The 23,174-nt window shown below is 45.7% G+C and carries 18 protein-coding genes; 8 read left to right on the forward strand and 10 right to left on the reverse strand.

Translation table 11 applies throughout. The features are described 5' to 3' along the window. Nucleotides 1–57: 57 nt before the first annotated feature. Complete coding sequence (locus DWX33_RS03070) at nt 58–531, reverse strand: helix-turn-helix transcriptional regulator (RefSeq protein WP_005866615.1); 474 nt, start codon at nt 529–531, stop codon at nt 58–60. Nucleotides 532–992: 461 nt separating this feature from the next. Between DWX33_RS03070 and DWX33_RS03075 the strand changes: the two genes are divergently transcribed. Then, complete coding sequence (locus DWX33_RS03075) at nt 993–2,507, forward strand: hypothetical protein (RefSeq protein WP_233570109.1); 1,515 nt, start codon at nt 993–995, stop codon at nt 2,505–2,507. Between the two features lie 106 nt (nt 2,508–2,613). On the opposite strand, the gene DWX33_RS03080 is transcribed toward DWX33_RS03075, so the two are convergent. The 8 genes from DWX33_RS03080 to DWX33_RS03115 all read right to left on the reverse strand — a co-directional run bounded on the left by DWX33_RS03080 (nt 2,614) and on the right by DWX33_RS03115 (nt 12,363). Then, a complete protein-coding gene (locus DWX33_RS03080) occupies nt 2,614–3,777 on the reverse strand; it encodes a 1-acyl-sn-glycerol-3-phosphate acyltransferase (protein ID WP_009018407.1) in 1,164 nt (387 codons plus the stop codon). Between the two features lie 6 nt (nt 3,778–3,783). Continuing rightward, entirely contained in the window at nt 3,784–4,776 is a 993-nt protein-coding gene (locus DWX33_RS03085) for a D-alanine--D-alanine ligase (protein ID WP_005866609.1), read from the reverse strand. 2 nt (nt 4,777–4,778) lie between these two features. Next, nucleotides 4,779–5,858, reverse strand: a complete 1,080-nt coding sequence (locus DWX33_RS03090) for an RluA family pseudouridine synthase (protein WP_005861030.1) — start codon at nt 5,856–5,858, stop codon at nt 4,779–4,781. A 4-nt stretch (nt 5,859–5,862) separates the two neighbouring features. Next, nucleotides 5,863–6,489, reverse strand: a complete 627-nt coding sequence (locus DWX33_RS03095; RefSeq protein ID WP_005861027.1) for a PASTA domain-containing protein — start codon at nt 6,487–6,489, stop codon at nt 5,863–5,865. Nucleotides 6,490–6,639: 150 nt separating this feature from the next. Then, on the reverse strand, nt 6,640–6,792 hold the full coding sequence (rpmH, locus tag DWX33_RS03100; RefSeq protein ID WP_005633099.1) for a 50S ribosomal protein L34: 153 nt from the start codon (nt 6,790–6,792) through the stop codon (nt 6,640–6,642). 336 nt (nt 6,793–7,128) lie between these two features. After that, nucleotides 7,129–9,195, reverse strand: coding sequence for a hypothetical protein (locus DWX33_RS03105; RefSeq protein WP_158595280.1), 2,067 nt, complete (start codon nt 9,193–9,195; stop codon nt 7,129–7,131). A 28-nt stretch (nt 9,196–9,223) separates the two neighbouring features. Beyond that, entirely contained in the window at nt 9,224–11,122 is a 1,899-nt protein-coding gene (locus tag DWX33_RS03110) for a fimbrial protein (protein ID WP_122379826.1), read from the reverse strand. A gap of 20 nt (nt 11,123–11,142) precedes the next feature. Continuing rightward, the gene (locus DWX33_RS03115) at nt 11,143–12,363 is read right to left on the reverse strand and encodes a hypothetical protein (protein WP_147342806.1); all 1,221 of its coding nucleotides are present in this window, start codon (nt 12,361–12,363) and stop codon (nt 11,143–11,145) included. Nucleotides 12,364–12,887: 524 nt separating this feature from the next. On the opposite strand from DWX33_RS03115, the gene DWX33_RS03120 reads away from it, so the two are divergent. Further along, nucleotides 12,888–13,799 (forward strand): PD-(D/E)XK nuclease family transposase, encoded by a 912-nt coding sequence (locus DWX33_RS03120; RefSeq protein WP_122268736.1) that lies wholly within the window; start codon nt 12,888–12,890, stop codon nt 13,797–13,799. 23 nt (nt 13,800–13,822) lie between these two features. Here the strand turns inward: DWX33_RS03120 and DWX33_RS03125 are convergent, their stop codons facing one another. Continuing rightward, nucleotides 13,823–14,788, reverse strand: a complete 966-nt coding sequence (locus DWX33_RS03125) for a tetratricopeptide repeat protein (protein WP_008780632.1) — start codon at nt 14,786–14,788, stop codon at nt 13,823–13,825. A gap of 289 nt (nt 14,789–15,077) precedes the next feature. On the opposite strand from DWX33_RS03125, the gene DWX33_RS03130 reads away from it, so the two are divergent. The 6 genes from DWX33_RS03130 to DWX33_RS03155 all read left to right on the forward strand — a co-directional run bounded on the left by DWX33_RS03130 (nt 15,078) and on the right by DWX33_RS03155 (nt 23,155). Then, nucleotides 15,078–15,374, forward strand: coding sequence for an OadG family protein (locus DWX33_RS03130; RefSeq protein WP_008778485.1), 297 nt, complete (start codon nt 15,078–15,080; stop codon nt 15,372–15,374). A gap of 18 nt (nt 15,375–15,392) precedes the next feature. Further along, nucleotides 15,393–17,318, forward strand: a complete 1,926-nt coding sequence (locus DWX33_RS03135) for a biotin/lipoyl-containing protein (RefSeq protein WP_122144470.1) — start codon at nt 15,393–15,395, stop codon at nt 17,316–17,318. After that, nucleotides 17,318–18,553 (forward strand): sodium ion-translocating decarboxylase subunit beta, encoded by a 1,236-nt coding sequence (locus tag DWX33_RS03140; protein WP_005866596.1) that lies wholly within the window; start codon nt 17,318–17,320, stop codon nt 18,551–18,553. Before DWX33_RS03135 ends, DWX33_RS03140 begins: the two co-directional genes overlap by 1 nt. A 217-nt stretch (nt 18,554–18,770) precedes the next feature. Next, entirely contained in the window at nt 18,771–20,624 is a 1,854-nt protein-coding gene (locus DWX33_RS03145) for a DUF349 domain-containing protein (RefSeq protein WP_005866594.1), read from the forward strand. A gap of 63 nt (nt 20,625–20,687) precedes the next feature. Continuing rightward, nucleotides 20,688–21,896: a hypothetical protein gene (locus tag DWX33_RS03150; RefSeq protein WP_122144471.1), complete on the forward strand. Its 1,209-nt coding sequence runs from the start codon at nt 20,688–20,690 to the stop codon at nt 21,894–21,896. Between the two features lie 65 nt (nt 21,897–21,961). After that, nucleotides 21,962–23,155 (forward strand): esterase, encoded by a 1,194-nt coding sequence (locus DWX33_RS03155; RefSeq protein WP_122144472.1) that lies wholly within the window; start codon nt 21,962–21,964, stop codon nt 23,153–23,155. Nucleotides 23,156–23,174 lie beyond the last annotated feature (19 nt).

Genomic DNA, 23,174 nt, shown 5'->3' on the forward strand with positions numbered 1-23,174 from the left:
CTTAGATAAAGGTGTATACTCTATATTATAATGTAGGGAGTTCGCCTCCCCATGACCCTATTCGATCGCCCGTACCCATTCGTCCATGCCCTTGGCGGCCTCCGGCGGCATCTTCTGTTTCAGCCGGTAGCGGGTGGTGTGCAAGCTTCCGATGGAGATAGACATCTTGTCGGCGATCTCCCGGTTGCTCAGGTTCATCTTGATCAGCATGCAAAGCGTTTCCTCCGCCGGCGTGATCCCCGGCACCCGCTCCCTAAGCGTCGGCAGGAAACCCGGATACGATGCCCGGAACGATCGGTGGAACGATCCGTTCCCTTTTCGCTCCGGATCGGCGGGAAGGCACGAGGCCAGCAGGTGCTCCTTCCGTATCGGGCACTCGGCGGCGTGACGCTCCAAGTGTTCCGACAGTACGTCGAACCGCTCGTCGATCCGCCGGCGCAGATGCTTCCATGCGAACACCCAGCAGCCCCCGCAGAGGAGGAGCGCCAGCATCCCGCACATCATCAAAATCCGTAAGTATGACCCTTCCATTACTACTTCGTTTTTGTTTCTCAAAGGAAACCATTCCTATCCTTATACGACGAATTCTTTTTTGAGCAATCCGCTCAACAAGTCCTCAACAACGGCCTTATCCGCACGAAATGCGATCATCAATTTAATTGACACGCCGCTCGGGGCACCGGTGGTACGGACAAGTCAAAGGTACGCCGCCGGGCCTTCGGACGGATAAAAAACCAATAGATGATTCAATCGATTTATACCCCGGGACACGCTATTTTCCATGAAAAACGGCGTATATTCGCGATAAACCATAAAATCCTACGCAGATGAGAGACATCACGCATTTCCTGCTAGCCACCCTCCTCTCGCTAGCCACCCTCGCTTGCCGGCACGACACGCCTCCCGCGGACGGCTCCCTCTCCCGGCAGCTTCCGCCCGATACCAAGGAGATACTCCGGCAGCTCAACGACCGCGACAACCGGGAGGAGGCCTTGCGCCTCGCCGACAGCCTCGCCGCTCTTCCCCCTTCCGACGACCCGTGGCTAGAGATCCGTATCGCCCAAGCGGTAGCCAACACGCTCTATAAATTCCGCCGCGACCCTTTGGATGCGATCCGTGTGCAAGAAAGGGCCCTCGCCGTCTATCGCCTCCACCCCGATGCCGCCGACGATCCGGCCGACCTGCTCTCTACCCTCGGCCATTATTACCGCCGCAAGGGAATGCGGGAAAAAGAGGTGGAAGTCATACAGGAAGCCATGGACTGGTGCGTAGCCCACCCCGAGAAGCTCAACCGGGGTTTCGTCTACACCTTCGCCGACCTCTCCTCCACCTATAGCGACCTCGGATTGTACGACAAGGCTATGGAGGCCATCTCACGCTCCATCGACTACTCCCTCCAGTTGGATAGTTTTACCATCAGCGACCTCTACCGGATGAAAGCCGGGATATTCTGGGAGCTGGAACAGCACGACTCTACCTTATATTACGCACGGCAGGCCTTAAAGAGAGGGGAGGAGCTGAAAGAGAACGCCTATGTCCTCGCCGCCAAAAACATACTTTACAATTATTACTACGAATATGTGCCCGACTCTATCCCTGCCGCCCTCGAAGGGTACAAGGAATTGATAGAAGAGGAAGAAGCGATCTCCGCGGGGTATCAAGATCTTTTCAAATTCATGCTGGGGGCCTGCCTCGTACGCGACGGAAAGCCGGAAAAAGGCTTCCCCCTGATGGAAGAGGCCTACGCTCTCTACAAGAAATACGAGGCGAACGATATGATGGATTGGACCGGACGGCATTTGCTCAACCTTTACGCCCAACAAAAGAAGGGAGACAAGATGGCTGAGATCTACCCGGAATACAAGGAGATACACGACTCGTTGCAACTGGCGGAGAAACAGCGGTACGCCATTGGTGCCAACGTACGCTACGAGACCGGACGGAAGGAGCAGGAGAATCGGGCCTTATCCGCCGAAGTGGCCTTGAAGGAACGTTCGCTCGTTTATACGCGCGTCATCCTGATCCTAGCCATTTGCCTGCTGACCGGGATCATTGTCTACGCACTCCAACGTCGCCGGCTTCACCAACGTGAGCGGGAGATCCAGCGTCAACGGCTGGATAATCTCCTCGCTACCCAACAAGAACTGAACCGCCGCAATGAGCGACTGAGCGCCGAGCTGGAGCAAGCCGCCCATAACGAGGTGATCGACAGCGTACGCCAGAAGCTCAACCCCTCCTTGCTGAGCGGCGAGGACGAGTTGCGGTTCCGCCAATCCTTCGCTGCCCTGTACCCTCGCTTCCTGCCCGGCTTGCGTAAGGACTTCCCGGAACTGACCAAATCCGACGAACTGCTCTGCATGCTGATCTACCTGAAGCAGAGCACGGACGAGATCTCGTTGGCCTTGGGCATCTCCCGTCCCAGCGTCAACTCCGGACGCAGCCGTATCCGCAAGAAACTTGGATTGCAGAAAGAGGAATCCTTGGACGAATTCCTGCAAAAAAGATAATCCCTCCTTTCCGGCGGCTGCCACCCGAAGGTGGCATGCTCGCCGGAAAGGAGGGGATCAAGGGCGGATCAAGTACGAACCGCTACGCATAGCCGATAAAGGCCGCTTATAAAGTTGTCAGATAATTTTTCAGCGGATTGGAGTACATCTCTAAGATCTTCTTACGTAAGAACGCCTCATCCTTGTTCGGAAGGACGATCTTATCCAATTGTCCTTGCAAGTATTCCTCGAATTGCTTCTTATCCTTCGGACCATAATGTTCTTGGAAACGACGAGTGCCGTTCAGTAAGTCATACGCCACGTAATTGCACGGATAGAAACGATAGTTCTTATAGATCTCCCGGTCAATAACGGACGCAATAGCGCTTACCAGCTCATTCTTCTCCATATCCTTGTCCAGTTTAGCCAAGGAATCATTGATCGGGGAAGTGATCGTGAAGTGGACACGACCCTTATTATTCAGGATACCCGTTTCCATGCTCAACAAATCATCCCGCTGACATTTCACGTAATCCGGATCATCCCGCTTCATCTGGAATTCTTTCGCCTTCAAGAAATCGCAAGGATCAAACTCGTAGGAGATAGCGACCGGTACGATATTCAAGTCCATCAAATTCAACAACAGATTATCCTTATCGCCGCCGATACTCAACATCTTCAATACGCTACCCTGCGTACGATCGTCCGAGTCCTTGGCACGTCCCTCACGCTGGGCGATCCATACAGACTCGTTCACATTCTTGATCGCATGATGGATATAGGCGGAAAGCGTCTTGCTGACCTCCAACATCTGACGAACAGAAACACCACGCTTCACAATAAAGCTATTGTTCAAGCGTACCAATGTCTCGATCCACGGACGGATTAAAAGATTGTCGCCGATAGCGACCTGCGTCATACCATACCCCACATCATATAACATGACATTCAAGAAGGAGGCATCCAATACGATATCCCTATGGTTCGAGATAAACGTACAGGCCGCCTTATCTTTCGGCAGACGGCTACGCCCTGAGATAGTAAGCGAGAAAGTAGTATTTTTCGCCACCGTCATTACAGCGTCATAGGCCAGAGTAGATTTAAACTCCTCCTTCGTCTTGCAAGCACGCATGGCAACTGAGAATTCCTCCCAATTCAAATTCGGCTTTATGTAACGTAAAGCCCGCTCGAAATCCTCATTGGCGACCAATTTTTCAATCGCGTCCTTCACCTCACTGTTGTTCAGCGGACGGATGTCGTCGAAATTAGGGGAAACTGTTTCTGTATCCATATCTATTCATTTTGTTTTTCTGTTTTTGAGTTCGTCTTCAATAATGTCTGTCATGACATCCTTTATATCCAATCCCGCCGCACGTACTTGCTGTGGGATAAAGCTGGTAGCCGTCATTCCCGGTGTCGTGTTTATTTCCAGTAAGACAGGCTCCCCGTCTGCCGGAATAATATAATCCACACGAATCAGTCCTTTGGCGCCCAATATATCGTAGATCCTTGATGTCTTGCGCTGTATCAACTCCGTCAACTCGGCGGAGATACGGGCCGGAGTGATCTCGTCCACCTGCCCGTTATACTTTGCGTCGAAATCGAAGAATTCGTTATCCGTAACCACTTCGGTCAAAGGAAATACAACCTCTTTACCCTCCACCTTATAGCAACCGCATGTCACTTCCGTTCCATCGATAAAGCTCTCGAGAATCACCTCACGTCCTTCCCCAAACGCCTTAGCGATAGCGGGCTGGATAGCGGAGAGCTCTTTCACCTTCGTCACGCCGAAACTACTACCCCCATCGTTTGGTTTCACGAAAATAGGCAAACCCAAACGAGTCACGACTTCTTCGTCCGTAATAGTCTCTCCCTTGAATAAATGAATGGATGCGGCAATTTTTACACCAAAGTCTTTCAAGTAATGATTGCATACGTATTTATTGAATGTCAAAGCGCTCACCAGCATCCCGCAAGACGAGTAAGGCATACCGATCATATCGAAATATCCTTGTAAACGTCCGTCCTCGCCCGGAGTACCGTGTATCGTTATATAAGCGAAGTCAAAATGCCTCGTCACGCCATTCTCCTTGAAGCTAAAATCATTCTTATCAATTGGTGTATGTTCCCCGCTAGGAAGTATAACCGCCCACTCATCCCTCTTAACGATGGCAATATATAAATTATATTTGTCTTTATCAATAAAAGAGTAGATTCCGTCCGCACTTTTTAATGAAATAACGATCTCGGAGGAATCTCCCCCTGCTACGATAGCGATGTTCTTTTTCATTTTTACAATTCTTTAGTGTTCGCGTATACACGCCATCTGTCGATCAGCTGCTGCATATCGGAAGGAATCTCAGAATCGAAAAACATCTCCTCTCCCGTAGTAGGATGAACGAACCCCAACGTCTTAGCATGCAAGGCCTGACGTGGACAAATAGCGAAACAGTTTTGCACGAACTGTTTATATTTAGTAAAAGTTGTTCCTTTCAAGATATCATGTCCGCCATACCGCTCATCGTTGAAAAGCGTATGACCGATATATTTCATATGTACACGGATCTGGTGCGTGCGCCCCGTCTCCAGACGGCACTCCACCAAGCTCACGTAGCCCAAGCGTTCCAACACGGTGTAATGGGTGACGGCGGTCTTGCCTTGATCGCCTTCCGGGAAGACGGTCATTTGCATACGGTCACGAGGGTCACGACCGATATTTCCCTCGATACGCCCCTCATCCTCTTGAACGATGCCCCATACCAAGGCACGGTATTTACGTTTGGTTGTCTTGTTGAAGAACTGCAGGCTTAGGTTACTCTTGGCCTCCGGGCGTTTAGCCACCACCAATAAGCCCGACGTATCCTTATCGATACGGTGTACCAAGCCTAAACGAGGATCGGAAGGATCATAATAGGGATCATCCTTCAAATAATAAGCCAAGGCATTCACCAACGTACCGGTATAATTACCATGACCGGGATGTACGACCAAGCCTGCCGGCTTATTCACCACCAGCAAATCATCGTCCTCATATACTATATTCAAAGGGATATCTTCGGGGATAATCTCCAGTTCCCGGCGTGGGCGATCCATCACGATAGAAACCACATCCAAAGGTTTCACCCGGTAATTACTTTTCACCGGCTTATCGTTCACCAAGATACAACCCGCCTCAGCCGCCAATTGGATGCGGTTACGGGTAGCGCCCATCATACGGTCTACCAAGAACTTATCCACCCGGAGCAGGGATTGCCCCTTGTCCGCTACGAAGCGGAAATGCTCATACATCTGGCTCGACGATGTTTCGTCTTCTTCCGGCATCAACAGGTCGTCTACCTGTTCATCATCCATATCGTCCAAAAACTCGTCCATTCCCTTAAAACCAGTTTTCTATATCACTATCCAATGGTTCTACCGGAATACTATCCAATGCCAATGAGTCGGGAAGCATATTCGGATCGCCACTGCTTACTTTCAATACCAGATGAGCGGTCAACGGTACATGTTCCCCTTTGAGCAAGGTACGCCCGTTTAACTCCACCCCCATCGCCAAATCTTTATAATCGCCCGGCACATACTCTATCTCGACCGACGAGAAGCCACGGGCCCGCAGCAAGGCATACGCCTGACGGAAAGATAAGTCTTCCACCTCCGGTATCACGGCCATCTGGGAGGTCAACGCGTTAATCGTAACAAAGACGATCCGCCCCTCTTTCACCTTCGATCCGACACCGGGAACCAACTCCACGATGGAGCCCGGAGCCACATCTTTCGAGAATACGGAATCGATCACGTTATAGCGTAGCTTATTATTCCCGAAAAACTCGGCGGCGTCCTCTAGCTTCATTCCTTTCACGTCCGGAACGACCACCGCTTGATTATGGCGGGTATAAGAATCCAGCCACGCCAGTACGCCATAAACAACGCCGCACGACACGACTATCACCAACAAGAGATTGATGACAAACGGATTCTTTATCAGTTTTACAAAAAAGTTACTCATTTCACGTATGTATTTGTAGGCGGTTCAAAAGTAGAAAAAAAACGGCATATAGACCAATATCCACCAGAGCAATACTACAAAAACAAAGAAAGTAAAGGCTTTTTAGGAAAAAACCTCTACTTTCTTTATAAATCTTTAGAACGTGACTAATTATCCGTTGTATTCGTCAGATACCGTTAATTTAGCTCTGCCTTTAGCACGACGAGAAGCTAATACTCTACGGCCATTAGCGGTAGCCATTCTTGAACGGAAGCCATGCTTGTTCTTTCTTTTTCTGTTGGAAGGTTGGAATGTTCTTTTCATCTTTCTATATTATTTATTATTATTCGCATACTTATTCGGGCTGCAAAGATAGAGCCTTTTTTTTAATAAACAAAGGGTTGCGCAATTTTTTACGCAAGAACCTTTGATATCAGACCAAAGCAAGTTAACTGCATGGGGCAAGTAAGTTAACGTCATCGGCAAATGAAGAAAGCGATGCCGCCCATCTTCTTACGGAATGAATGGCATCGATAAAGCACGAATGCTATATGAGGTAAAGGGCCGGGGAGGAGGTGCAGCCTACGTGTAAAACAAATTCAATCCATTGTGTGCTGCACGCTCCCCGCATCCGTCATTCACATGATGGATGGGAACCCATTATCTTGCCAATCGAATATCAGAACCTTCGGCTAAATCTTCTATGGAAGGATTAGCTCTATAGGTATTTCCGTTTTTATTATATGTAATATTAACTGTCATACCCTTGCTGGGATTACCGTAATACGTATAAGTATACTTTCCATTGCTACAAGACATGCTACCATTCAAACAACTTACAGTAGGAGGATATCCCTCACTCTCCCAGCTCCACCCCCAATAATATCCATATTCTATAGAACCAGTCATTGCCGGTAATAAATTGATATTCGGATTCTTCTTGTAATCACTTACAGACATCGAGACCGTATAATCTTTACTATTTTTATAAGAGAACGTTATTGTCGCATTATCGTCAACTTTCTCCAAAATAGAGCTTGCCATAGAATAACTACCCTCATCATCCGTGGCTGATATATTTCCAGATATTCCTCCATCGATAGCGTATGAAATCCGCGAATTCTTACCTACAGAGCCCCAGTTCCACCCCCAATTATTACGATAATATGATGCAGATCCATTTATCGGGAAATCCTTCGTGCTCTTTACATTTATATTAGCTGTCTGAAAATTCTCATTTTCTATAGTCACAATTCCATTGCTGTTATCGACACTCGTTTTAAACGACACGGTTTGAGGACCAGAAGACACGGCTTCATAGATATAATAATACGTATTATCCTCATATACGATCAACATATTCTGATCATCACCCACGGGATAAAGTTTCGTAGCATGAATCTTACACTCTACCGGGAAACTCGGATAGTCTGAAGGAATAGTGAATGACAAGTCGATTTTCTGATCTTTGCCCGCATAATAGATTAGGGGCGTATATGGATTAAATGTATACATCTCAGAAGCAATGACAGTTATCTCCCGGGACAAGACACCTTTGCTCACTCGAATCTTCGCCGTTTGACTTCCCTTTTCCACGTGAGCGACCTTTGCGGTTATTAACCCGTTCGTTATATTCAAGTTCGATAAGATATTTCCCTGATCTTCCAATATGGAAACGCTCATGTCCGTATTATTTGCCGTAGACAATCCATTGGGATAGTAATTGGCTTGTACACTTAAATTTGAAGATGATGTAAATAGATGAATCAGTTTATCCACCACCAAACGATTTCCATTCGCGTCTGAAATAATTGGGGATTCTTTCAATATCTCCGCATACAAGTCATTAGAAGGAGCGCTCTTCTTCGCATCCTCCAATGATTCGGCACCACTATTGCTCTCACCTGTAAATCCTTTGATTATAATGCTATAATTAAAATTTCGTTCAATCTTATAAGCTTTCTTCTCTGAATTTAATAGATGTATTTTGTAATATCTGCCATTAGAGCCATTTTGAATGATCACATAGGTAGTATTATCACTTGTGTTAGAGGATTCGAACAGATATTTTTCATTCGTATCAAAGTCTGAACCTTCCGAATAGTTCATAGAAACCGGCAAAGTCAAAACCTCATTATCATTACGGTCAAAAGTGTTATCACCGTTCTCATTATAGGGTGCCACCGTTCCTTTTGATGCGTAGTGATACACCCCATATCCTCCTATGGTGAAGCCCTGCACGCCGGCATTGACACTTACTGTTACCTTTGCGTAATTACGTAACAAACTTACACTGACCGTTTGGCTAAAATCAGAAACTTCTGTCCTTCCCCAAAAAGTAAGCTCACTTGTTTCCAAAGGGGCTATAACCTCTCCTTCGTTTTTTCCTTTATTTGCTTCTTCGTTAAATCCACTCCAATTATAATTACAAATAAAGTGAATATACTTAGTCGCTTTTGGAACCCTAGCAGTTCCACTTGTCAAATTCGCAGAGACATCTACCTTTCCAAGGAAAACGTTCTCCTCATCAAAAGTCATTAAAGATAAACTACTCACGCCATCTGCCGCTGTTTTTGTTTTCACAGAATAATCCGGTACAGTCAATGAGAAATTGACTACAGCAAAATCACCGCTATCTTTATTCTCTATTGATTGCTCCAATATATCCTCTTGACAAGAGAATAATGCCAGAAATATTACTGAGAATATGTATATTAAATTTTTCATCATTCTTATAGTTTATAATGTTTCACATTTAATTCATTTCTCCATCTTTCACATCACGTACACAACGAACCGCAGCTTTTTTTTCATTATAACCAGAATTATTTACAGGATAGTCCATCGTTTTAATAGCAGAATAACGTTGCGCACTCCAATACCAATGCCCTCCTAAAATGCTTGTCACAGAGCTCTCTTTCAAGTTTTGAAGAACATCAATCATATATAATTCAGCTTTAGTCGGCATCCGCCAATCTGAATATTCCACTTTTGTTTTATCGTCCAACTCTGTATAATCTTTACAATATTTTTGTCTGCTATCATAACCGTCTGGACCATTTGTTCCATGTTGCGAAGCCAGCATAAAACGAGGAGAGACCCGTCTATTATTCTCATCGGAGTCAATCGTACACCCATTCTCATCAACCATTGGATATCCAGTAATCGCACTCCGAACATAGTCCGTAAACTCTATCCTTTTCGTTGCATAACCTTCACGATTATACTTACTTTTCACTGGAGGATAAGGCAAGTCTGAATAATTAGCGACCAATGTATTAAATATAAACATAGATGTATTACTCCAACCACTTCCGGGTCTATTTCCTGACTGATGTTGCGTTATATACAATGGAGGATATTGATAAACTGTTATTTCGGGAGAAGACAAACCATTGTCATTACGAACCGTAAACTTAATTATCCGAGGAACAAAGTTTGTCGGTATAGGACTTATAATCGTTATAGATCCACTCATACCAGAGCAGGAAATCGCAAGGCCACTAGGCGTGGAGACTAACTGATCTTTCACATAAACTTTAATATCTGCAACATCCACTCTCGCATGAGAGGAGGACTGGAATGTTATATCTGTATTCACTCTTTCATTTGGCATCGTAATCTTCAACGGCGTAACTAACAAATAATTTCCTGTCTCCACATTCACATCCGTCGTTCTTGGTACCCAATCCACTATACTATAAGCCCATTTCATATTGCGCTCTTTCAAATCAAATGTTCCTTCTAACTTATATAAGTTTCCATGAACCAGACCGGTAGTTTCACACACTCCAGCCTTTCGCACCGGATTCAACTCATACTTAAAAGTCCGAGCCATCCCCTCATCCATAGCGCTTTCCTTTAACACGCCTGTTATCTCGATTACAATAGGAGAACCTTCAGTAGCTTTCTCATAAGTATAAAAAGAGAAGCTGCTGATACAGCCTTCCTCCGTTTTATCCCATGAGCTAGTCATTGATTTATTCTTTTTACTATTCGTACAAACGGTGCCTCCCGCAGGTAAAACCACGTCTGACTCCGGGTTGATCCCTGTTATTTTAAATGAGGAAACATCGAAAGAAGCTTCTTCTCCAGCAGAAAATTTCCACGAAACATCAATGCGTGCAACCAACTGATCCACTTTGATATCAAATTTATTGATTTGACCTTTATTTAGAGTTTCAGACTGTTCCGCGATTTTTATCAATTCAGAGGATTTGAAACTTCCTGCTTGCTCTACCGCCAAATCCTTGAATTGCTGATATGTCGTATAAGCCTTACAAGCTTCCCATTGAACACTCGGTAAATTAACGAGTGTCAATATCGGCTGTTTTTCCCCGTAACATTTAGCCACGACTTCTACCTCAAACGATTCCTTCGCATCCGGCTCACCATAGCTTAAACCAACCACTTTCGCTTTTTCCGGATCAAAAACCGCTATCACATAGTTATTGATTTTCTTTTCGGCATCATCCTGTGGAAATTCATAGTTCGCAGCAGCCTTTGTCTCCACACTATTTATGGACAAAGTAGCCGATATCGTAGCCTCCTCTCCTCCACTTATAACAGGCCCGTCAACCAATGTCTCCTCTGAGCAAGAAGAGAATAGCCATGTCGTGGCAGCTATCGTAAATAGTATATTCTTTAGTCTCATAACTTATTAATTTTACCCGTTTATTTTATTACTTCTTCCCAAGTTCCTGTTACCGTATTCGATATAAAGTCGTTTACCGTGCAGGTTCCTTCTGCCGTGCCATTCGTAATGGTCACATACAGTTTATATATATTCCCCGGCTGTACGCAGGCTGCGCCGTCCGTCTTTATCTTAAATGTACTTGTAGATTCCACTCCATTCACCGTATATACGACTTTCAATGCCGTTTGTTTATTCACGTCATTGCTTTCATTCGCATATGTATAAAAACGAATATCGCTAATATTCTCATACGTTGGTTTTGGGGATACACTCGAATCATTATAATCCGGATGAAAAGGATTATCATCACCTACAGAAAGCGGACCTACAGGAGAAGATCTCAGAATCACATTAGGATCAGCCTTTTTAACATATGTGCTAGTAACGGCGTTTAATAATGAAACGCTTACAACGTTAGCATCGGATACCGTCTCTTCCTTGAAAACAGGTTCCCCATTCGAATCTGTTCCAGTTTGTACCTTCTTATTTACCTTAAACTCCTCCAACTGAATAGCCGACGTAAGTTGATATACCGGTATTTCAACCTTGGTACAATTCTCTCCCTCAACACATTCATCCAATACCTTCTCCCGCACTTTATAATCAGATATAGTTACTGAACCGAACTTCACGAAGATATTAGGATCTGTCATAGTAATTCTTCGTCCCAATATATCACCGTAAGTCTTGCAGTTTGCCACAAATCCATCCAGATCTTTTTTTGCATCGGCCGATAATATATTAGCGACCGCCACAAACGTCACTTTAGGTTTATCTGTCGCATCCGCGTTTCTTACAGGAATCTTAATAATCATATGGTTTCCCAACGCATAAATATTAGGATTATCTTTCGTAGGTGCAGAGCCTATCGCATCACCTCCTTGATAGGTATTATAGAAAGCAGAGGCTATTATTTCACTTCCGTTTGTTAACGCATCTTCACCCCCTAAGAATGCCGCTATATAACAGCTATTGATAACTCCTTCTGTTGTTTTATTATTATCCGGAGCTTCTGTACCTACTGATTTAGTTTGTAGAGTGCCACCTGTTAAAGCCAAGTCGAATTCCGCATATATATCCGTCCTCGATTCTTCCTCTGTAACAACTTTGCCTACCTCATCCAGCACCTCATCCCCCATCGAGCAAGAGATCGCTAGTAGCATCAAGCAAATACTTGAGATTATTGTCCTTATTTTCATACCCCTATATTTTATTCGTTTAACTTATTCCTTATTGTCTAGAATATAAGGATCGTTTTAGTTCCGATAGGACGAAGGTCTAGGCAGGCTTGAGTAAAGAAGACATACAAGACTGAATCAACTCTTTACCTTGTTGAGAATAGGTAAAGATAATTTTCATAAGTTCTTCTCCAAAGTGGATTGATTTGCATAAGAGACTATAATATAAGGATTTAATATTAGGATAGGTTATATAGTCCTATCGGAACGAAGTTCCCAAGGACAGGCTAGCGGATTTTTTTACACTGACAAAATTAAATGGATACATTAATGAATGGAATAGGCGGAACTTTCAACTTTAAGGGGTAAAACTAGCAATTTAAGGTTTGTTGAAATAAACGATAGAGAATCCTATCATTTCGATAGAGATACCCATGCTGCCAGAGAAACATTATAGGTCATGGTTGCTTTTTTATGAATAGGAACAAAGATAATCGTTTAATTCACTATCTTTGTGGAAGTATAAACAAATGAACAAGATAACTATGAAAAATAAATCATCGTTAGTACGTTTCGATTGGGCGATCAAACGTTTACTTCGCCAAAAGTCCAATTTTGTAGTCCTCGAAGGTCTTTTATCCACTCTTCTCGGAGAGGACGTGGTGATCGTACGCATCCTTGAAAGCGAGGACAAGTTAAATCCGGTAGACGTATTGGCGGAAAACGACAAAGGCGAACTTGTAATCATCAAGGTACAGAACAACCGGGAGCTAGACTATTTCCACCGTATGCTCTATGGCAGATCCAAGACCGTCACCGAGTATATCCACGAGGGAGAGAAATATGGAACCATCAAGAAAATATATTCCGTAAACATAATCTATTTCAGCCTTGGACAGGGAAAGGATTACGTATATCACGGGAAGACCCAATTCAGAGGCATTCATTTTGATGATATACTGAAACTATCCACCCGCCAACGGGAACAATTCGTCAAACAGGAAGCCAACGATATTTTTCCGGAATATTACGTATTACGTGTCAACGAGTTTGACGAACTGGCGAAAACGCCTCTCGACCAATGGATCTATTTCTTGAAAACAGGAGAAATAGATGAGCATGCCACTGCCAAGGGATTACTGGAGGCACGCGAGAAGCTACGGATCGACAGGCTCAGCCCTTCCGAGAAAAGCCAATACTACGCCCACATGGAAGCCCTTCGATATCAAAAGAGCGTCATCGAGACCGGATGGATAGAAGGACATGCGGAAGGGAGAGCTGAAGGCATAGCAGAAGGGAGAGCAGAAAGCATAGCCAAGGGACGAGAGGAAGGCATTGCAGAAGGACAGAACCTAGAGAAACGTCAAATTGCCGCCAACTTGAAAAAGCAAGGGCTTTCCATAGAGATAATCGCAAACTGCACCGGGCTTTCTCCGGAAGAAATAGCGAATTGCTAATACCTATTTATATAAAGGGGGAATCAAAAGATTCCCCCTTTATACATATTATCGAAATTCGAATGCTGTCCGTTCATCTTCTGGGCCTCCTCGCTTTCTGGATTCAGTTCCAAAGATTTCTTCAAGTCCTCGAACGCACCGGTCTTATCACCTTTCAGATTCTTGGCTCGCCCACGCTCACTATAAGCCTTGGCAAAAGACGGATTCGTCTCGATCGCCTCGTCGAAGAAAGCGATCGCCTCGTCATATTTCTTTTGCTCGATCAGTAACTGACCAGATAAGATACAAGCGTCCTCATTAAACGGATTTAGATCTAGGACCTGCTGGAAATCAGAATTCGCGGCCTCGATATCCCCTAAAGCCATATGAATACGTCCTCTCAATAAATAAGAACTTTCCTCCTCCGGCACGATCTCGATCGCTTTCTCCACATCGGGCAGCGCCTCTTTAGCTTGTCCCAGTCCTAAAAGAATCTCCGCACGCAATAAATAAGCATCGGCGAAATCCTCCTTCAAGGAGATCGATCTCGTCAGGTCGGCGATAGCGCCAAATACGTCATTCGTCGCTTTCTTCGCTTTTGCCATCATGAAATAAGCGACATGATTAGAAGGCTCTAGCTCGATCACGTGCAAACAATCGGTTATGACCTCCGCATCCTTATCCAACATAAACAATAAGTTAACGCGAGTCAAGCGGGTAGCGATATGATCCGGCTCCATCTCAACCATCCGGTTCAACACGTCCTCGGCTTTCCCTAGATCGTTCGCCATCGTATAAGCGGAGACGAGATAGCTCATCGTCTCAAAATCCTCCTGTATATTCAGTGCCTCCGTAAAGCATTTGATCGCATAAACAAGTTTTCCCATCTTCTGGGCACGTACGCCGTCGTATTTCAAGATATCAAAATTCTTCTGCTCGTTCTTCGCCTTATCCTCCGTCGCCTCGGCCGGTTTGGAAGAAGAGAATAAAGATGTAAAGAAATTTCCCATGGTCTTATTCCTTAATTATTATAGTTCTACATTATTAGAATTCCACCGCAAAGTTACGGTAATATATTTGAATTTTCAGCCGTACAAGCGCCGGAAAAAACACGTACATGTTTTTTCAAGCTGACAATCATTCACCGAAAAGGCCGTTTCGCTTATTTATTTTCATTTTTTTAATTAAAATGTAACAGATCGTTTTCCAGTATTTTATAATTTTGCGATTGTTTTTAATTTGGCTGAAAGTTGCTCAATCCTTTGTAGAAACCTTTTAAGCTAGCCACAAATATAGAATATGGAGAATATAGAGACAGGACTTTTGTTAATGGTAGTTGGAATGACCACCGTATTTGCTATCCTTTTGATCGTTATCAATCTGGGAAAAGGACTTATCGTCTTGGTGAATAAATACACACCGGAAGAGATCATAGCGAAGAAACCAGTAGCGGCAGCCGTTCGGGTACAAACGGCCACTCCAACGCAAACCACCGCAATCGGCAGTCTTTCCGGACAGGAGACAGCCGCCATCGTATCGGCAATCAGCGCCGTGACCCGTGGACAGGGGAAAGTTATCAAAATTGAGAAAGTATAAATAATACATATTAATATCATGAAAAGAGAAATCAAATTCAGTTTGGTCTTCAGAGACATGTGGCAATCTGCCGGAAAGTATGTCCCGACCGTAGACCAACTAACCAGAGTCGCTCCGGCAATTATCGAGATGGGCTGTTTCGCCCGGGTGGAAACGAATGGCGGAGGATTTGAACAAGTCAACTTATTATTCGGAGAGAATCCTAATAAAGCGGTCCGTGAATGGACAAAACCTTTCCATGCGGCAGGTATCCAGACGCATATGTTGGACCGCGCGTTGAACGGCCTTCGCATGAGCCCGGTACCCGACGATGTACGTCAGCTATTTTATAAGGTAAAGAAAGCGCAGGGAACGGATATCGCCCGCACGTTCTGCGGTTTGAACGACGTACGGAATATCGCCCCATCTATTAAATACGCGAAAGAGGCCGGTATGATCTCACAATGCTCCTTGTGTATCACGCATTCTCCGGTACATACGGTTGAGTATTATACCAAGATGGCATTCGAGTTGATCGAGCTCGGAGCGGATGAGATTTGTATCAAGGATATGGCCGGTATCGGACGTCCGTACACATTAGGCCGTATCGTAGCCAATATCAAGGAAAAATATCCAGAGATCCCGATCCAATATCATAGCCATGCCGGTCCCGGCTTTAACGTAGCTTCCATCATGGAGGTTTGTAACGCGGGTTGCGACTATATCGACGTAGGTATGGAGCCGCTTTCTTGGGGTACAGGACATGCGGACTTGCTGACCGTACAGGCGATGTTGAAGGACGCCGGTTATAAGGTGCCCGAGATCAATATGGAGGCTTATATGAAGGTTCGTGCCTTGGTTCAAGAATTCATGGATGATTTCTTGGGATTGTATATCAGCCCGAAGAACCGGTTGATGAATTCCTTGCTGATCGGACCGGGACTTCCGGGCGGTATGATGGGTAGCTTGATGGCGGACCTTGAGAAGAACCTAGAGACGATCAACAAGAGCAATATAAAGAACAACAAACCGCTGATGTCTCAAGACCAGTTATTGATCAAGTTGTTCGACGAGGTAGCTTACGTATGGCCACGTGTCGGTTATCCTCCATTGGTAACTCCATTCAGCCAATACGTGAAGAACCTAGCTTTGATGAACGTCATGCAGATGGAGAAGGGGAAAGCCCGCTGGAGCATGATCGCCGACGATATCTGGGATATGATCCTCGGAAAGGCCGGACGTCTTCCGGGCCCGTTGGCTCCCGAGATCGTCGAGAAGGCGAAGGCCGAAGGCCGCCAGTTCTTCGAGGGTAATCCTCAAGACAATTATCCGGACGCATTGGATAAGTATCGAAAGTTGATGAACGAGAAGCAATGGGAAGTCGGCGAGGACGAGGAAGAGCTCTTCGAATACGCCATGCACCCCGCTCAATACGAGGCATATCGCTCCGGAAAGGCCAAGGTCGAGTTTAAGGCAGACGTGGCAAAACGTAAGGCAGAGAAAGCGAACGCCGGTAAACCGACGGTACCCGCCACTCCAGCCGCACCGGCTCCGGCACCTGCCGCTGCATTAACGATGCCGACTACTCCGCAAGTCATGACCGTAGATGTAAACGGGCAAGCTTACCGTGTGACCGTCGCTTTTGGTGATACCAACAGCACGACTCCGGAAGTTAAACCGACAGCGGCTCCCGCCCCGACAGCCCCGGAGACAACAAATGCTCCCGCAGGCGCTGGAAAAGAGGTGCTTTCTCCGCTGGAAGGTAAATTCTTCCTTATAAAGAACGCTTCCGATACACCGGTGAAGGTAGGCGACGTAGTGAAAGAAGGTGATGTCCTTTGCTACGTGGAGGCCATGAAAACATACAATGCCGTACGTGCCGAGTTCGGGGGAACGATCACGGCGATCTGCCTGTCTTCCGGTGATGCCGTATCTGAGGATGATGTATTAATGACGATTCAATAATGAACGAGATATTTCAAAACTTATATGAGATGACTGCGTTCAGCAATATCATTGCTGAACCGCAGTTCTTGATCATGTATGCCATAGCGTTCGTATTGCTCTACCTCGGTATCAAGAAACAATACGAGCCACTATTGCTCGTGCCTATCGCGTTCGGCGTATTGCTCGCCAATTTCCCCGGAGGCGATATGGGAGTGATTCAAGCGGATGAGAATGGGTTGATTAATGTACACGGCGTGATGAGAAACATCTGGGAAATGCCGCTGCATGATATCGCGCACGAGCTTGGCTTGATGAACTTCATCTATTATATGTTGATCAAGACGGGCTTCTTGCCGCCGATTATCTTCATGGGTGTCGGTGCGTTGACCGACTTCGGCCCAATGCTCCGCAACCTTCGCCTATCCATTTTCGGCGCCGCGGCCCAATTGGGAATCTTCACGGTGCTTTTGGTAGCGATCTTGATGGGATTCACACCGAAAGAGGCAGCGTCTTTAGGTATTATCGGTGGCGCCGATGGCCCGACGGCTATCTTCACGACCATTAAATTGGCTCCGCATTTGCTAGGCCCGATCGCTATCGCCGCTTATTCTTACATGGCTTTGGTACCGGTTATCATCCCGTTGGTCGTTAAGCTACTGTGTTCTAAGAAAGAATTACGGATCAACATGAAGGAACAAGAGAAGAAATACCCTTCTAACATGGAGATCAAAAATTTGCGTGTATTGAAGATTATCTTCCCGATCGTGGTAACTACCGTAGTCGCCTTGTTTGTTCCCAGCTCCGTTCCTTTGATCGGTATGTTGATGTTCGGTAATCTTGTAAAAGAGATCGGAACCAATACGTTCCGTCTGTTCGATGCCGCTTCCAACAGCATCATGAACGCTGCAACGATCTTCCTTGGATTATCTGTCGGAGCTACCATGACATCAGAGGCGTTCTTGAACCTGACAACAATCGGTATCGTAATCGGCGGTTTCTTGGCATTCGCCTTGTCTATCGCCGGAGGTATCTTCTTCGTTAAGATTTTCAATTTGTTCACTAAGAAGAAAATCAATCCGCTTATCGGAGCCACGGGTTTAAGTGCTGTCCCCATGGCCTCTCGTGTGGCGAATGAGATCGCGTTGCAATATGATCCGAAGAACCATGTCTTGCAATATTGCATGGCTAGTAATATCTCGGGAGTGATCGGCTCGGCGGTAGCTGCCGGCGTATTGATTTCCTTCTTGGGATAAATGAGATTAAATAGTATAAGTAGACGGTGTAGAGACGGGGCATGCCCCGTCTCTACAACCGGAATCAAGAGAAATCGGCCAACCTTAACATCTATTAGTATCCAAAATGACTTTTTAGATAAATAATTTCCCCGAAATGCTGTAATCCAAAAATATTTAGTTTAATTTGTGACTTGATATAGGAATGTATTTATCCTTTTCTTAAAAGCGATTGTATATGAAGGACACTCTTGAGACTAATTTGCCGGAAGAAGCCGGGAAATTGGAAGAAACTAAAAAACCGGTTGAGACGCCGGAAATCGATGCTACCGCAGACGTTGAAGCCAACGATACAGCGGAGGCGGACGCTGCTATTGCCGCAGGTAAATTAACCAAAGAAGAAATTCTCGCTAAGTTAACCGAACTTGTTGAGACTTCCGTAGAGACTTCCCGTGGAGAAGTAGAGGCTTTGAAACAGGCTTACTACAAGATCCGTCGTAACGAGGTGGAAGAGCTTAAGAAAGTATTCATCGCTGATGGTGGCGAAGAAAAGGATTTTACAGCCCCCGCTGACGAAACCGAGAACAAGATCAAGGATTTGCTCACCTCTTATAAAGAGAAAAGAGCCGCTATCCTCGCCGAGGAAGAGCGTGTAAAGGCCGCTAACTACGCTTTGAAATTGCAGTTGATCGACCAGTTGAAAGAGCTTTGCGAAAGCCAAGATGATTTCAATAAATTATACAACTCTTTCAAGGACATCCAACAAAGATGGAAAGAGGTGAAGGCCGTTCCCCAAGAGCACGTGAACGAGCTTTGGAAGAACTATCAGATCTACACCGAGAAATTCTATGATATTATCAAGATAAACAATCAGTTCCGTGATTACGACTTCAAGAAGAATCTGGAATTGAAGACCGCCTTGTGCGAAACCGTAGAGAAACTAGGTAACGAGCCGGATGTTATCTCCGCTTTCCACCAGCTTCAGAAGCTGCACCAGCAATGGCGTGAGATCGGGCCGGTAGCGAAAGAGTTACGTGAGAACTTATGGGCTCGCTTCAAAGCTGCCTCAACCGTGATCAATAAGCGTCACCAAGAGCACTTCGAGAAACTAAAAGCGAAAGAGCAGGAGAATCTGGATGCGAAGACCGTGATTTGCGAACAAATCGAGGCGATTGATTTCAGCGCGTTGAAATCGTTTAAGGATTGGGAAGAAAAGAATAAGGAGGTAATCGGCTTGCAAGAGAAATGGAAGACGATTGGTTTCGCTCCGAAAAAATATAACGTAAAGATATTCGAACGTTTCCGTGCCGCTTGCGATGTCTACTTCGAGAAGAAGAGCGAGTTCTACAAGGCGATCAAGAGCGATATGGAGAAAAACCTCGACGCTAAACGTGCGTTATGCGAGAAAGCCGAGGCTTTGAAGGATAGTACGGACTGGAAGGATACGACGGATAAGATGATCGCTTTGCAGAAAGAATGGAAGACGATCGGACCGGTAGCCCGTAAGCATTCCGACGCTATCTGGAAACGTTTTATCTCGGCTTGTGATTATTTCTTCGAGCAAAAGAATAAGAACGTTGTTTCCCAAAAGAGCATAGAGCAGACCAACTTGGCCGCTAAGAAAGAGTTGATCGCTAAGATTAAGGGCATGGACGAGAGCCTTGGACATGATGAGGCTATCACGACCTTGAAGTCTTATATGGCGGAATGGAACACGATCGGTTTCGTACCGTTCAAGGAGAAAGATAAGATCTACAAGGAATATCACGAGGCGGTTGACCAACAATTCGATCGCTTGAAGGTAGACCAGAACGATCGCAAGATGCAGTCGTTCCGCAACAACCTAAACGAGATGACCAGCGGCGAAAGAGGTAAAGGCCGTTTGTTCAGCGAGCGTGATAAGTTGATGCGTATGTACGAGCGCATGAAGAACGAGCTTCAGACTTACGAGAACAACATCGGCTTCCTAAGCATTTCCTCCAAGGGCGGCGGCGGTTTACTGAAAGAAATGGAACGCAAGATCGAAAAACTGAAAGAGGATATGGCTTTAACAGTCAAGAAGATCGATGCCATCGACGAGAATCTGGAATAACAATCTCATAAACCCGAGCAAAGCCGTCCTTTAAAAAGACGGCTTTGTTGTTTTTACGCTTTTATGTCACGGATACATTATTTCAATCCCGGCCACGAGACGGCCGTACTTTTAGGGACACAGAACTACACGGCACCGACAAATGTCCGTAAAATGCAAAAAGACTTGGCGCTGCTGCCGGTTTGGTATGCGGAAGAGGATGATTTTGTCTATCTGGAAGATAGTAAGGCAACCCCTCCGTTTTTCGCCCATTTGCCCAAAGACCTACACCCAGCTCCTATACCTGTAACAAAAGCGATGCTGGCGAAAAACGCTCCCTACCTCTCTCCTATGGACGCGGCCCCATGGGGACTTTCCCCGCATAGTCTTCACTTATTCGAGCAGTTGAGGGACAAGGCAAAAGTCCGGCTATCCGTCCCGACTTGGAAAGAGGATTATTTTCGCCTTACCGGTAGGCAAACGGCGGCGGAATGTCTGGAAAAGATACAGGCCCTCCTACCCGATCTCCCTATTCCGGTAGCACCTCGTTTCTGCACTCAACTCCGGGAGGTGGAGAGATACATGCTCTTATGCAACGCTCCCTTCGTATTAAAAACACCCTATTCCTCTTCCGGACGGGGATTGTTATGGATAGAGAAACGAAAACCAGATACGAAGACGAAAAACTGGATAGAGGGCGCATTCAACAAACAAGGAATGATCAGCATCGAAAGCGGATTAGACAAAGTACAGGATTTCGCCATGGAATTTTATTCCGACGGGCAAGGTACTGTCCGTTACGAGGGATTATCCGTTTTCAATACCGAGGAGCGAGGCTCCTATACAGGCAACATCCTAGAGGAACAATCCACCATGCTCTCTCGCATCACCCGATTCACGGGCGAAGAAACCTATTCCTGCATCCAAGAGGCGGTACGCTCTGTATTACAAGAAGTGTACGGATCTACTTACGCGGGCTGTATAGGTGTGGATATGCTGGTCTATAGACAAAAGGATGGATCTTTCGCTATTCATCCCTGCATTGAGATCAATATGCGGTACACGATGGGAATGGTCGCTTTACGTCTATTCCAGCATTATGTAGCGCCTAGGGCTGTTGGCGATTACCGGGTTTCTTACGAGAAGGAAGCCGGAGAAGCTCTCGAGAAACACCGCCTCATGTCTGAGACTTATCCACTTCGCTTTGCGAATGGAAGGATTCAAGAAGGCTACCTCTCATTATGCCCCGTCACGAAAGACACACATTATCGAGCCTATTTATTGCTCATGTAACAGATTATTCATTACATTTGTAAAAATCTTTAGACCTCAGTAATACCATTAATAAATTTATCATTATGAAAAGATTATCAATCTTGGCCGTATTCATGCTGATCAGCGTGATCACGTTCGCCCAACAAGCCCTTTGGGGTAGTCAGAACATCATCTCTCCGGAGATTCATCCGGATAACACCGTAACCTTCCGGTTCATGGCACCCAAAGCGATCAAGGTGCAGGTAACAGGAGATTTCCTTCCCACACAGAAGATGGAGACTCAGTTCGGTTTAGTGGATGTACCCGGTACCGTTGATTTAAAGGAAGGTAAAGAAGGCGTTTGGGAATATACCACACCGGAACCGCTTCCCTCCGAATTATATAGCTATTCCTTTATTGTCGATGGATTAAAGACTACAGATCCTAATAATGTCTATCTGAACCGTGACGTGGCATCCGTTACGAATATCTTTATCATCAAGAGTGGACAGGGCGATTTATACAGCGTTAATAATGTTCCTCACGGAACGGTCGCTCGCCGTTGGTATGAGAGCCCGACATTGGGAAAGACCCGCCGTATTACCGTTTATACGCCGGCTGGCTATGAGACAAGTGGCAAAAAATATCCGGTATTCTACCTCTTACACGGCATGGGTGGCGACGAGGAAGCTTGGATCGCCTTAGGACGTACGGCCCAGATCATGGATAACCTAATCGCCCAAGGCAAGGCTAAACCGATGATCGTGGTTATGACAAACGGAAACGCGGATCAAGAGGCCGCTCCGGGAGAATCCAGCCTAGGTTTAGTTAAGCCGAATATGCAACTACCTAAAACCATGGAGGGTAGCATGGAAAGCAGTTTCCCAGATGTCATTAAGTTTATCGAGAGCAATTACCGTGTGGAAAAAAAGAAATCCAGCCGTGCGATAGCCGGACTTTCCATGGGCGGTTTCCATTCTTTGCATATATCTAAGCAATATCCGGATATGTTCGATTACGTGGGATTATTCTCTGCCGCCATCCTCCCCCGTGAAGGCTCCGAATCTCCCATCTACCAGAATATGGATGAGAAGCTGAAAGTACAATTCGGCAAGCACCCGAAATTATACTGGATCGCTATCGGTAAAACCGACTTCCTATACAAAAACAACGTAGACTATCGTAAGAAACTAGACGATAACGGCTACAAATACGAATACTACGAGAGCGACGGCGGCCATATCTGGAAGAACTGGCGCATCTACCTCACAAAATTCGCCCCAATGTTATTCAAATAACAAAATACCCAGTTGTAGA

Origin of the sequence: Parabacteroides sp. AF19-14 (assembly GCF_003635485.1) — a bacterium.
In the GTDB taxonomy this organism is placed as follows: Bacteria; Bacteroidota; Bacteroidia; order Bacteroidales; family Tannerellaceae; genus Parabacteroides; species Parabacteroides distasonis.

Bases quoted from the DNA above. Each gene is read 5' to 3' on its own strand.
- DWX33_RS03070 (WP_005866615.1), bottom strand. From the start codon at position 531: ATGGAAGGGTCATACTTACGGATTTTGATGATGTGCGGGATGCTGGCG.
- DWX33_RS03080 (WP_009018407.1), bottom strand. From the start codon at position 3,777: ATGGATACAGAAACAGTTTCCCCTAATTTCGACGACATCCGTCCGCTG.
- DWX33_RS03085 (WP_005866609.1), bottom strand. From the start codon at position 4,776: ATGAAAAAGAACATCGCTATCGTAGCAGGGGGAGATTCCTCCGAGATC.
- DWX33_RS03090 (WP_005861030.1), bottom strand. From the start codon at position 5,858: ATGGACGAGTTTTTGGACGATATGGATGATGAACAGGTAGACGACCTG.
- DWX33_RS03095 (WP_005861027.1), bottom strand. From the start codon at position 6,489: ATGAGTAACTTTTTTGTAAAACTGATAAAGAATCCGTTTGTCATCAAT.
- rpmH (WP_005633099.1), bottom strand. From the start codon at position 6,792: ATGAAAAGAACATTCCAACCTTCCAACAGAAAAAGAAAGAACAAGCAT.
- DWX33_RS03105 (WP_158595280.1), bottom strand. From the start codon at position 9,195: ATGAAAAATTTAATATACATATTCTCAGTAATATTTCTGGCATTATTC.
- DWX33_RS03110 (WP_122379826.1), bottom strand. From the start codon at position 11,122: ATGAGACTAAAGAATATACTATTTACGATAGCTGCCACGACATGGCTA.
- DWX33_RS03115 (WP_147342806.1), bottom strand. From the start codon at position 12,363: ATGAAAATAAGGACAATAATCTCAAGTATTTGCTTGATGCTACTAGCG.
- DWX33_RS03120 (WP_122268736.1), top strand. From the start codon at position 12,888: ATGAAAAATAAATCATCGTTAGTACGTTTCGATTGGGCGATCAAACGT.
- DWX33_RS03125 (WP_008780632.1), bottom strand. From the start codon at position 14,788: ATGGGAAATTTCTTTACATCTTTATTCTCTTCTTCCAAACCGGCCGAG.
- DWX33_RS03130 (WP_008778485.1), top strand. From the start codon at position 15,078: ATGGAGAATATAGAGACAGGACTTTTGTTAATGGTAGTTGGAATGACC.
- DWX33_RS03135 (WP_122144470.1), top strand. From the start codon at position 15,393: ATGAAAAGAGAAATCAAATTCAGTTTGGTCTTCAGAGACATGTGGCAA.
- DWX33_RS03140 (WP_005866596.1), top strand. From the start codon at position 17,318: ATGAACGAGATATTTCAAAACTTATATGAGATGACTGCGTTCAGCAAT.
- DWX33_RS03145 (WP_005866594.1), top strand. From the start codon at position 18,771: ATGAAGGACACTCTTGAGACTAATTTGCCGGAAGAAGCCGGGAAATTG.
- DWX33_RS03150 (WP_122144471.1), top strand. From the start codon at position 20,688: ATGTCACGGATACATTATTTCAATCCCGGCCACGAGACGGCCGTACTT.
- DWX33_RS03155 (WP_122144472.1), top strand. From the start codon at position 21,962: ATGAAAAGATTATCAATCTTGGCCGTATTCATGCTGATCAGCGTGATC.